The 11,111-nt window shown below is 75.4% G+C and carries 11 protein-coding genes and 1 pseudogene; 7 read left to right on the top strand and 5 right to left on the bottom strand.

Translation table 11 applies throughout. The features are described 5' to 3' along the window. The 5 genes and pseudogenes from CBZ_RS00220 to CBZ_RS00200 form a co-directional block, all read left to right on the top strand. Positions 1-329, top strand: a pseudogene (locus tag CBZ_RS00220) (DoxX family protein); the annotation flags it as partial. Between the two features lie 64 nt (positions 330-393). After that, positions 394-1,728, top strand: a complete 1,335-nt coding sequence (aroA, locus tag CBZ_RS00215; RefSeq protein ID WP_130779615.1) for a 3-phosphoshikimate 1-carboxyvinyltransferase — start codon at positions 394-396, stop codon at positions 1,726-1,728. Beyond that, complete coding sequence (rsgA, locus tag CBZ_RS00210; protein ID WP_130779614.1) at positions 1,728-2,813, top strand: ribosome small subunit-dependent GTPase A; 1,086 nt, start codon at positions 1,728-1,730, stop codon at positions 2,811-2,813. Before aroA ends, rsgA begins: the two co-directional genes overlap by 1 nt. A gap of 28 nt (positions 2,814-2,841) precedes the next feature. Continuing rightward, a complete protein-coding gene (locus CBZ_RS00205; RefSeq protein ID WP_130779613.1) occupies positions 2,842-3,645 on the top strand; it encodes an inositol monophosphatase family protein in 804 nt (267 codons plus the stop codon). Positions 3,646-3,683: 38 nt separating this feature from the next. Next, on the top strand, positions 3,684-4,421 hold the full coding sequence (locus CBZ_RS00200) for a class I SAM-dependent methyltransferase (protein WP_130779612.1): 738 nt from the start codon (positions 3,684-3,686) through the stop codon (positions 4,419-4,421). A gap of 19 nt (positions 4,422-4,440) precedes the next feature. Here the strand turns inward: CBZ_RS00200 and CBZ_RS00195 are convergent, their stop codons facing one another. Genes CBZ_RS00195 through CBZ_RS00180 form a run of 4 tightly spaced genes read right to left on the bottom strand, consistent with a single transcriptional unit; the run spans position 4,441 to position 8,365 of the window. Continuing rightward, positions 4,441-5,205, bottom strand: coding sequence for an HAD family hydrolase (locus tag CBZ_RS00195; protein WP_130779611.1), 765 nt, complete (start codon positions 5,203-5,205; stop codon positions 4,441-4,443). After that, positions 5,202-6,716 carry a glutamate--tRNA ligase gene (gene gltX, locus CBZ_RS00190; protein ID WP_130779610.1) on the bottom strand — a complete coding sequence of 505 codons (1,515 nt, stop codon included), beginning with the start codon at positions 6,714-6,716 and terminating at the stop codon, positions 5,202-5,204. Before gltX ends, CBZ_RS00195 begins: the two co-directional genes overlap by 4 nt. A gap of 21 nt (positions 6,717-6,737) precedes the next feature. Then, on the bottom strand, positions 6,738-7,523 hold the full coding sequence (locus CBZ_RS00185) for a fumarylacetoacetate hydrolase family protein (RefSeq protein ID WP_130779609.1): 786 nt from the start codon (positions 7,521-7,523) through the stop codon (positions 6,738-6,740). 20 nt (positions 7,524-7,543) lie between these two features. Further along, the gene (locus CBZ_RS00180) at positions 7,544-8,365 is read right to left on the bottom strand and encodes a methyltransferase domain-containing protein (protein ID WP_130779608.1); all 822 of its coding nucleotides are present in this window, start codon (positions 8,363-8,365) and stop codon (positions 7,544-7,546) included. 190 nt (positions 8,366-8,555) lie between these two features. On the opposite strand from CBZ_RS00180, the gene CBZ_RS00175 reads away from it, so the two are divergent. After that, positions 8,556-9,647, top strand: coding sequence for a heparan-alpha-glucosaminide N-acetyltransferase domain-containing protein (locus CBZ_RS00175; protein WP_130779607.1), 1,092 nt, complete (start codon positions 8,556-8,558; stop codon positions 9,645-9,647). 10 nt (positions 9,648-9,657) lie between these two features. Next, the gene (locus tag CBZ_RS00170; RefSeq protein WP_130779606.1) at positions 9,658-10,401 is read left to right on the top strand and encodes a class I SAM-dependent methyltransferase; all 744 of its coding nucleotides are present in this window, start codon (positions 9,658-9,660) and stop codon (positions 10,399-10,401) included. 36 nt (positions 10,402-10,437) lie between these two features. Here the strand turns inward: CBZ_RS00170 and CBZ_RS00165 are convergent, their stop codons facing one another. Continuing rightward, positions 10,438-10,824 carry a DUF1304 domain-containing protein gene (locus CBZ_RS00165; protein ID WP_130779605.1) on the bottom strand — a complete coding sequence of 129 codons (387 nt, stop codon included), beginning with the start codon at positions 10,822-10,824 and terminating at the stop codon, positions 10,438-10,440. Between the last annotated feature and the right edge of the window lie 287 nt (positions 10,825-11,111).

Below are 11,111 nucleotides of genomic sequence, written 5' to 3'. Positions count from 1 at the left end.
ACTTCGACCCGACGGAGCGGCAGCTGCGCACCGCCGTGCAGGTGCACGGGGCGGCGCTCGCCGGCGCCGGCCTGCTGCTCGCGCTCGGCAAGGCGCCGCGCACCGCCGCGCTCGCGCTCGCCGCGCTCACCGCGCCGCTCGTCGTCGTCAACCTGCCGGACAAGGTCCACGACCGCGACCCCGTCGCGCGCGCCGCGAGACGCACCCGGCTCGTGCGCGCCGTGTCGGCGCTCGGGGGCGCGCTGCTGGCCGCCGCCGACTACGAGGGCCGTCCCGGCCTCACGTGGCGCGTCCAGGCGGCGCGGGCGCGGCACGCCACCGAGGACTGACCGACGCGCGCCCACGGCACGGGCGCCGCGGACCCGTCCCCCGCACCGCCGCTAGCCTGACGCCATGACCGCCCTGGACCCGCGCCCGCACCCCGCCGCCGCCCTCTGGCCCGCCCCCGAGGCCCCCGGCACGCTGGACACGGTCGTCGAGGTCCCCGGCTCGAAGTCGCTCAGCAACCGCTACCTGGTGCTCGCGGCGCTCGCCGACGGCCCGAGCCGGCTGCGCGCCGTGCTGTCGTCGCGCGACACGCGCCTCATGGGCGGAGCCCTCGAGACCCTCGGCGTCACGGTCGACGCCGGGCAGGACTGGGTCGTCTCCCCCGCTGCGCTGCGCGGCCACGTGACGATCGACTGCGGGCTGGCCGGCACGGTCATGCGGTTCCTGCCCGCGGTCGCCGCGCTCGCCGACGGCCCGGTCCACTTCAAGGGCGACCCCGAGGCGCTCGTGCGGCCCATGGGGCCGATCATCCAGGCGCTGCGGGCGCTCGGCGTCCGCGTCGACGAGGAGGGCGAGCCCGGCCACCTGCCGATCACGGTGCACGGGCGCGGCCACGTCCGCGGCGGTCAGGTCGACGTCGACGCGTCGGGGTCCAGCCAGTTCGTGTCGGGCCTGCTGCTCGCCGGCGCCCGGTTCGAGCAGGGCCTGACGATCCGGCACACCGGCCGGACCCTGCCGAGCCTGCCCCACATCGAGATGACCGTGGACGTCCTGCGGGCCGCAGGCGTCGACGTCGACGACTCCCGGCCCGACATCTGGCGGGTCGCCCCGGGGGCGATCGCCGGCCGGGACGTGCGCGTCGAGCCCGACCTGTCGAACGCCGGCGCGTTCCTCGCGGCCGCGCTCGTCGCCGGCGGGACGGTCCGCGTCCCCGGCTGGCCCACGACGACCACCCAGCCCGGCGGCCTGCTGCCCGGCATCCTCGAGCGCATGGGCGCGACCACGCGGCTCGACGGCGACGTCCTGGCCGTCACCGGCACCGGCGTCGTGCACGGCGTCGACCTGGACCTCAAGCCCGCCGGGGAGCTCGCGCCCACCATCGCCGCGCTCGCCGTGTTCGGCGACGGCCCCACGCGGCTGCGCGGCATCGCGCACCTGCGCGGGCACGAGACCGACCGCCTCGCGGCCCTCGCGAACGAGATCACGCGGCTCGGCGGGCAGGCCGAGCAGACCGCCGACGGGCTCGTCATCACACCCCGCGCGCTCACCGGGGGCGTCTGGCGGACCTACGCCGACCACCGCATGGCGACCGCGGGCGCGCTCGTCGGCCTGCGGGTGCCCGGCGTCGAGGTCGAGGACGTCGCGACGACCGGCAAGACGCTGCCCGACTTCGTCGGGATGTGGCAGGGCATGCTCGGAACGCGACCGGCCGGCACCGGCGACGGGGCGCAGGCGTCCTGATGGCGGAGCGCCGCTACGACGAACGGGACGTCCGCGTCCGTCCCGGTCGCGGCACGCGGCCCCGCACCAAGATCCGCCCCGAGCACGCCGACGCGGACACCGCGCTCGTCACGGGCGTCGACCGCGGCCGGTACGCGGTGCTCGTCGACCCGGGCGGCCCCGACGAGCGGCGCGCGATCGCGATGAAGGCCCGCGAGCTCGGCCGCGAGCGCGTCGTGCCGGGCGACCGCGTGGACGTCGTCGGCGACACCTCGGGCGACCAGGGTTCCCTGTCCCGGATCGTGCGCATCACCGAGCGCCGGACGGTCCTGCGGCGCACCGCCGACGACACGGACCCCGTCGAGCGCGTCATCGTCGCCAACGCCGACCAGCTCGTCATCGTCACCGCGCTCGCCGACCCCGAGCCCCGCACCCGCATGATCGACCGGTGCGTCGCCGCCGCCTACGACGCGGGCATGGACGTCCTGCTCGCCCTCACGAAGTCCGACCTGGCCGACCCCGCGGAGCTCGTCGCGATGTACGCGCCCATCGGGGTGCACGTCGTCGTGACGCGGACCGAGGGTCCCAGCGACGAGCGCGTCATCCACGGCTTCGACGACCTGCGCACCGCGCTCGACGGCCGGACGTCGGTCCTCGTCGGGCACTCGGGCGTCGGCAAGTCGACGCTCGTCAACGCGCTCGTGCCGGACGCCGCGCGCGCGACCGGCGTGGTCAACGACGTGACCGGCCGTGGGCGGCACACCTCGACGTCCGCCGTGGCGCTGCGCGTCCCCGGGACCGCCGCACCCACGTGGGTCATCGACACGCCGGGCGTGCGGTCGTTCGGGCTCGCGCACGTCGACCCCTCCCACCTGCTGGGCGCGTTCGCCGACCTCGCCGACGTCGCGCAGGAGTGCCCGCGCGGCTGCACGCACGCCGCCGACGCCCCGGACTGCACGCTCGACGAGTGGGTGGCCGACGCCCCCGACGACGAGACACGCGACGCCCGAGCCGCGCGCGTCGAGTCCTTCCGGCGGCTCCTGGCGAGCCGGCTCGGCACGGGCGACGCGGATCCACGCGAGTCGCGCGAGACCTCACGGCCCTGACCTGGGCGGCGGCGCTACGGTGTCGGCCATGAGCCTGCGCCCCGGGTACGACGACGACCTGCGACTCGCGCACGTGATGGCGGACCAGGTCGACTCGCTGACGATGTCGCGGTTCAAGGCGCAGGACCTGCGCGTCGAGACCAAGCCGGACCTGACGCCGGTGTCCGACGCCGACCGCGCGGCCGAGGAGCTCATCCGCGGCCAGCTCTCGCGCGCCCGGTCCCGCGACGCCGTGCAGGGCGAGGAGATGGCCGACACCGGCCATGGTCCCCGCCGGTGGGTCGTCGACCCGATCGACGGGACGAAGAACTTCGTCCGCGGGGTGCCGGTCTGGGCGACGCTCATCGCGCTCATCGACGGCGACGAGGTCGTCGTCGGGCTCGTGAGCGCACCCGCGCTCGGCCGCCGCTGGTGGGCCGCGCAGGGCTCCGGCGCGTGGACCGGCAAGTCGCTGGCCGCGGCGTCGCGCATGCAGGTGTCGGGCGTCGACCGGCTCGCCGACGCGTCGCTGTCCTACTCGAGCCTGTCCGGGTGGGAGCAGGAAGGGCTGCTGGACCCCTTCCTCGACCTCACCAGGCGCGTGTGGCGCACCCGCGCGTACGGTGACTTCTGGAGCCACGTGCTCGTGGCGGAAGGTGCGGTCGACCTGTCGGCGGAGCCCGAGCTCGCGCTGCATGACATGGCCGCGCTCGTGCCGATCGTCACGGAGGCCGGCGGGCGGTTCACGTCGGTGCGCGGCGTCCCGGGGCCGTTCGGCGGCTCCGCGCTGGTGAGCAACGGGCTGCTGCACGACGCGGCGCTCGAGCTGCTCGACCCGATGCCCGGCGACTGACACGCGTCCCGCGGGGACGCGGGAACGGGGGCGGTGACGTGGACGAGCACCGCACGACGAGGGCCGCCTCGTTCGAGCGCGGCGCCGCCGTGTACCAGGCGACCCGACCGAGCTACCCCGACGAGGTCGTGCGCTGGTGCGTGCCGCACGACGCGCGCGACGTCCTCGACCTCGCGGCGGGCACGGGCAAGCTCACGCAGCGCCTCGTCGCGTTCGGCTTCGACGTGGTCGCCGTCGAGCCGTCCGACGCCATGCGCGCCGAGCTCGAGCGCGCGGCCCCCGACGCGGACGCCCGACCCGGCACCGCCGAGCGCACCGGCCTGCCGGACGCCTGCGTCGACGCCGTCACCGTCGCGCAGGCGTGGCACTGGTTCGACCCGCCGACGGCCGCCGCGGAGATCGCGCGCGTCCTGCGCCCGCACGGCAGCGTCGCGGTGCTGTGGAACGTCCGCGACCAGGCGACCGACTGGGTCGCACGGTGGACCCGGATCGTGCACACCGGCGACTCGCTCGAGCCGAGCGCGCGGGTGCCCGTGCTGGGCGACCGCTTCACCGAGCCGGAGCACCACGAGGTCGCCTGGTCGACCCCGATGCCGACGGCCGACCTGCGCGTCCTCGCCGCCAGTCGCAGCCACCTGCTGACGCTGCCCGACGACGAGCGCGACGCCCTGCTCGACCAGGTCGACGACCTCGTCGCGACCCACCCCGACCTGCGCGGCCGGACGACGGTCGACGTCCCGTACCGCACCCTGTGCTGGCGGGCGACGCGCCGGTGACCCACCGTCGCGCCGGGCGTCAGAGGCCGAGCAGCGCGGGCAGTTCGGTCAGGGTGCTGATCGTGCGGACGTCCGTCGCCGCGATGGTCGCGTCGCTGATCGGGTGCCGGCGGGTGCCCGGCCGGTCGAGCCACACGCCGACGAGCCCCGCGTCGCGCGCGGCCGCGGCGTCGACGTCGAGCTCGTCGCCGACGTACGCGGTGCGGGCGGGGTCGGTGCCGAGCAGCCGGCACGCCTCGGCGAACACGCGCGGGTCGGGCTTGCCGAAGCCGAGGGTGTCGACGCCGACGAGCATCGGGACGCGGCCGATCAGGCCGGTGCGCTCGAGCTTGGCGGTCTGGTAGGCCACCGACGCGTTCGAGAGGGCCCCGACGGCGAGCCCGGCGGACAGCAGGGTGTCCACGACGGTGCTCGCGTCGTCGTGCGCCGCCCAGGCGGCCGTGAAGCCGTCCTGGAACACCGCGTCCCACGCCGCGAACGCGTCGTCGTCGAGCGCGTGCCCGCCGAACCGGGCGTGCAGCTCGTTGGCGCGCGTCATGCGCTGCGCGTCGAAGTCCACCTCGCCGCGCGTGTAGCGCTGGTAGTGGCCGTTGACGTCCGCCCGCCAGACCGCGACGACCTCGTCGTCGCGGTCGGGCGTGACGTCCGGCAGGTACCGGCGGGCGATCACGGCGAGCGCCGCCGCGAACGCGCCGCGGGTGTCGACGAGCGTGTCGTCGATGTCGAACAGCACGCCGTCGACGAGCGGACGGTCGGCTCCGTCCGCCGCGGGGGCGCCCGTCACAGCGTCGCGCGCAGCCGGTCCAGGCGGGCGAGCGTCGAGGCCTGCCCGAGGATCTCCATGGACTCGAACAGCGGCGGCGAGACCCGGCGGCCGGACAGCGCGACGCGCAGCGGCGTGTACGCGAACCGCGGCTTGATGCCCAGACCGCCCTCGTCGACGAGCGCGGCCTGCAGGACCTCCTGCGTCGCGGCGGTCGTGAAGCCGTCGGCGGGCAGTGCCGCGAGGGCGGCGCGTGCGGCGTCGAGGACCGCGGAGGCGTCGTCGCGCAGGGCGCCGCGGGCGTCGTCGGCGACCTCCAGGGCGTCGTCCGCGACGAACAGGAAGCCGAGCATCCCGACGACCTCGCCGAGCAGCGTGACGCGCGTCTGGATGAGCGGCGCGCCCGCGTCGAGCAGCGCACGGTGCTCGGCCGACAGGTCGGCGTACGAGTCTGCGGGGACCAGGCCGCCCGCGTGCAGGTACGGCACCAGCCGGTCGCGGAAGTCGTCGGGCGCGAGCAGCCGGACGTGCTCGGCGTTGATCGCCTCGGCCTTCTTCAGGTCGAACCGCGCCGGGTTCGGGTTGACGTCCGCGATGTCGAACGCCTGCGTCATCTCCTCGAGCGTGAAGACGTCGCGGTCGGGCGCGATGGACCAGCCGAGCAGCGCGAGGTAGTTGAGCAGGCCCTCGCGGGTGAAGCCGCGCTCCCGGTGCAGGAAGAGGTTCGACTCGGGGTCGCGCTTGGAGAGCTTCTTGTTGCCCTCGCCCATCACGTACGGCATGTGCCCGAACTGCGGCACGACCGACGCGACACCGAGGTCGACGAGCGCGCGGTACAGCGCGACCTGCCGCGGGGTCGACGACAGCAGGTCCTCGCCGCGCAGCACGTGCGTGATGCCCATGAGCGCGTCGTCGACGGGGTTGACCAGCGTGTACAGGGGGTGGCCGTTGGCGCGCACGATGACGTAGTCCGGCACCGAGCCGGCCTTGAACGTGATCTCCCCGCGGACCAGGTCCGTGAACGTGACGTCCTCGTCGGGCATCCGCAGGCGCAGGACGGGCGCACGGCCCTCGGCGCGGAACGCGGCCTTCTGCTCGTCGGTCAGGTCCCGGTCGACGCCGTCGTAGCCGAGCTTCGGGTCGCGCCCGGCGGCCCGGTGACGGGCCTCGATCTCCTCCGGGGTCGAGAACGACTCGTACGCGTACCCGCCCTCGACGAGCCGGCGCACGACGTCCTCGTACAGGTCGTAGCGCTGCGACTGGCGGTACGGCTCGTGCGGTCCGCCGACCTCGACGCCCTCGTCCCAGTCCAGCCCCAGCCAGCGCAGCGCGTCGAGGAGCTGCAGGTAGCTCTCCTGCGAGTCCCGCTCCGCGTCAGTGTCCTCGATGCGGAACACGAACGTGCCGCCCGTGCGCCGGGCGTATGCCCAGTTGAACAGCGCGGTGCGGATCAGCCCGACGTGCGGGGTGCCGGTCGGCGACGGGCAGAAGCGGACGCGCACGGCCGAGCCGGCGGAGGCGGGGGTGGTCACGGCACCCAAGCCTAGTTGCGGCTAGTGGCGGCGCAGCACCGGGTTGCGCAGCACGCCGATGGACTCGACCTCGACCTCGACGACGTCCCGGTCGACGATCGGGCTCACGCCCGCGGGCGTGCCCGTGAGGATGACGTCGCCGGGGAGCAGCGTGAAGACCTCGGAGACGTAGGAGACCAGGTAGGCGGTGTCGAAGATCATCTGCGACGTGCGGCCGTCCTGCTTCGTCTCGCCGTTGACGCGCGCGGTGACCGCGAGGTCCTCGACGTCGAGGCCGGGCACGATCCACGGGCCGATCGGGCAGGACCCGTCGAAGCCCTTGGCGCGCGTCCACTGCAGGTCGCTGCGCTGGATGTCGCGCGCCGTCACGTCGTTCGCGACCGTGAAGCCGAACACGTGGTCCAGCGCACGCTCGGGGCTGACGTCCTTCGTCACCTTGCCGATGACGACGGCCAGCTCGGCCTCGTGCTCGACGTGCTCGGTCCAGTCGGGCAGGACGATCGGGTCGTCGGGGCCGATCACCGAGGTGTTGGGCTTGAGGAACAGCAGCGGGGCCGTCGGGACCTCGTTGCCCATCTCCTTGGCGTGGTCGGCGTAGTTGCGGCCGACGCCGATGATCTTCGACCGCGGGATGACCGGGGCGAGCAGGCGGACGCCGTCGTCGTCGAGACGGCGCCGCTCCCCCGTCGGCTGGATCGGCGTGTAGATCGGGTCGCCGGTGATGACGACGAGCTCCTCGGCGCCGGGCTCACCCTCGACGACGGCGTAGCGGGGGTCCTGGCCTGTGGTGAAGCGGGCGATGCGCACGGGCCCAGCGTACGTGCGCGTCACGCGCGCGCGACGACCTCGCCGTGCAGGACCGTGAACCAGCCGTCGGGCTCGGCCCCCCACTCGCGCCACGCGTCGGCGAGCAGCTCGAGACCGACCTCGTCGGCGAGGTGGTGGTCGATGGCCTGCGCGGCGAAGTTCGACTTGACGCACCGGTCGGCCCACAGCTCGGCCCACCAGGTGCGGTCCTCGGGCGTCGCGTAGCACCACACCCCGGCGGACGGGGCGATCCCGGCGGGCGCGAAGCCCGCAGCCCGCACCCACGACAGCAGGCGCCGGCCGGCGTCGGCCTCGGCGCGGTTGGCCTCCGTGACCTCCTGGTACAGCGCCTGCCACTCGTCCAGGCCGGGCGACGGCGGGAACCACGTCATGCCCGCGTAGTCGGCGTCGCGGACCGCGACGACCCCGCCGGGGCGGGTCACGCGGCGCATCTCGCGCAGCGCGGCGACGGGGTCGGACAGGTGCTGCAGGACCTGGTGGGCGTGCACGACGTCGAACGTGTCGTCGTCGAACGGCAGCTCGTAGGCGTCCGCGACGTCGAACGAGACGTTGGCGGCACCCGCGTCGGCCGCGGCCGTCCGCGCGATCTCGATGACCTTGGAGGACGTGTCCACGCCGACGACCGCACCGGGGGCGACGCGGGACGCGAGGTCGATGGTCACGGAGCCCGGGCCGCAGCCCACGTCGAGCAGCGACTGGCCGGGCGCGAGCGACGGCAGCAGGTACGCGGCGGAGTTCGCGGCGGTGCGCCACCGGTGGGACCGCAGCACGGACTCGTGGTGCCCGTGGGTGTAGACGTCGGCGTGCACAGGGGTGTTCACACCGAACTCTAATCATCTGTGCGACAACGGTTTCAAGACGCGGGACACCCGATTCCGCGACGTGAGACCGCGACCCGACCGACGACGGCCGCCACGAGCCCGCCCGACGTCCCCCACGCCGCCCCCGCCGCGGCTCTCGCGGAGGCCCGACCTGCGCCGGTGACCCGGCCCCGGACCTAGCATGCGACCCATGCGCCGCATCGCCGGAGTGGACGTCGCCCGGGGCCTCGCCGTGCTCGGCATGATGACCGCGCACGTCGGCCCCGACGACACCGGGCCCGTGCCGCCCGGCGGGTTCACGCAGCTCGCCGACGGCCGCCCGTCCGCGCTGTTCGTGGTCCTGGCGGGCGTCGGGCTGGCCCTGCTCTCGGGCGGCTCGACCCCGGTCGCCGGCACCCGGCTCGTGCAGTCGCGCCTGCGGGTCCTCGTCCGCGCGGTCCTGCTGTTCGTCCTCGGCGAGCTGCTCGTCATGCTCGGCACCCCCGTCGCGGTCATCCTGCCCACGTACGCGCTGCTGTTCGCCGCGGGGTGCGTCGCGCTGCGCTGGCCGGTCCGCGCGCTGGTCGCCGTCGCGGCCGGCGTCGCGCTCGTCGGCCCGTTCCTGCGCACGTTCCTCACCGACGGCCTCACCGCGTGGGGCGCGACGCCGACGCTGCTCGCCGAGATGACCGTCGGGCACTTCTACCCCGCCGTCGTCTGGTTCGCGTACCTGCTGACGGGCCTGGCCGTCGGCCGCAGCGACCTGCGAGAGACCCGAGTCCGCGTCAACCTCGCCGTCACCGGCGCGGTCCTCGTCGTCGTCGGGCACGTCGGCGCGTGGGTCGCCCGCGAGGGCCTCGGGTGGCCCACGACGATCGCCACCACCGAGCCGCACTCGTCGACGACGTTCGAGGTCCTCGGCAACACCGGCGTCGCGCTGCTCGTGCTCGTGGTCTGCCTGGCGCTCGCCGAGCAGGTGCCCGAGGTCCTGTCGCCGGTCGCCGCCGTCGGCGAGCTCGCCCTCACCGCGTACACCGTCCACGTCGTCGTCATCGCGCTCGTCGGCGACGAGGTCGTGCGCGCCCCCGGCATCGCGTCGTGGCTCGCGTTCCTGCTGACCACGCTCGTCCTGTGCTGGGCGTGGCGCGCCGTCCTGGGACGCGGACCGCTCGAGCGCCTGCTGCACGGCGTCTCGACGCGCGCGGCCGACGTCCGCCCCGACGCGCTCCCGCCCGTCGTGACCCCGGCGGCTGCCGTCCCTGGCGCGGGCAAACCGGTGGAGCCGCGGGCGGACGGCTCGTAGCGTCGCGGGCGTGCCCGACGACCTCTTCGACGACCCGCGCCTCGTCGCGCTGTACGACCCGCTCGACCCGGACCGCGCCGACCTCGACGTCTACGCGGACCTCGTCGACGAGCTGGTCCCGCCCCGGGACGGCGCGCGCCGCGTGCTCGACGTCGGCTGCGGCACGGGCACGTTCGCGGTCCTGCTCGCCGCGCGCGGCGTCGAGGTCGTCGGCGTCGACCCGTCCGCCGCGTCCCTCGCGCTGGCCCGCGCGAAGCCCGGCGCCGACCGCGTGCGCTGGTGGCTCGGCGACGCCACGACGCTGCCGCCGCTGCAGGTCGACGTCGCCGTGATGACGGGCAACGTCGCGCAGGTGTTCGTCGCCGACGCGGACTGGGACGCGACGCTGCGCGGGCTGCACGCCGCCGTCCGCCCCGGCGGGCACCTCGTGCTGGAGACGCGGGTCCCGGCCCGCGAGGCGTGGCGGTCGTGGGTGCGCGACGAGACGTGGTCCCGCGACGACGTGCCCGGCGTGGGCGTCGTGGAGCACTGGCTCGACCTCGTGGAGGTGAACGGGCCGCTGGTGACGTTCCGCGGCACGTACGTCTTCGCGTCCGACGGCGCGGTCCGCACGTCGGACTCGACCCTGCGCTTCCGGGAGCGCGGCGAGGTCGAGCGGTCGCTGGCGGCGGCCGGGTTCACCGCCGTCGACGTCCGGGACGCACCGGACCGGCCAGGGCTCGAGTGGGTGTTCGTCGCGCGCCGCGAGGCCTGACCGCACCTCCCGCCGAGCCTGATCGCCCAGACGGGGTCAGGCCGCGAGCGCCGCGACCGCGGTCACGACGGCGAGCAGCGGCAACGTCCCCTGCGTCGCGGCGGCGCGGGCCATCCGCCGGTCGGCCGTGACCAGGACGAGCGCCGCGGCGAGCATCGACCCGCACGCCAGCAGCACGAGCGCGAGGCCGACGTCCTCGTGGCCGAGCGCGGCGAGCACCACGCCGACCGCCGCCCCGACGGCCAGGAACAGGTTGTAGAAGCCCTGGTTGAACGCCCACGGCCGGACCACGTCGAGGTCCTGCGACGACGTGCGGAAGCGCGCGTGCACGTCCGGCCGGTCGAACAGCACGGACTCGAGCACGAAGATCACGACGTGCAGGGCGGCCGCGAGCGCGGCGAGGACCAGGGTGGCGGCAAGCATGGCGCCAGTGTGGCGGTCGGGCGGACCGCGCACCAGCGACCGTCGACCGGCACCACCCGGTGCGGACGCCGAGGACGACCTCGGCACGGGCGCTCCCGCCCGCGACGGCCCCGGGCGTCACCGCCGGACCGCCGACCTACCCTGGTACGCGTGACCACGACCGCCGACGCGCCCGCCCGCGTGCTGCCCGCCGCCACGTGGCGCGCGCTCGCGCAGGCGCACGCGCAGCGCGCCGACGAGGCGACCGCGGGGCACCGCGAGCGGCGCGCGCGTGGCGAGCGGCACGC

Origin of the sequence: Cellulomonas biazotea, assembly GCF_004306155.1 — a bacterium.
Taxonomy (GTDB): domain Bacteria; phylum Actinomycetota; class Actinomycetes; order Actinomycetales; family Cellulomonadaceae; genus Cellulomonas; species Cellulomonas biazotea.
This window is presented reverse-complemented; position numbering and strand designations above follow the sequence as displayed.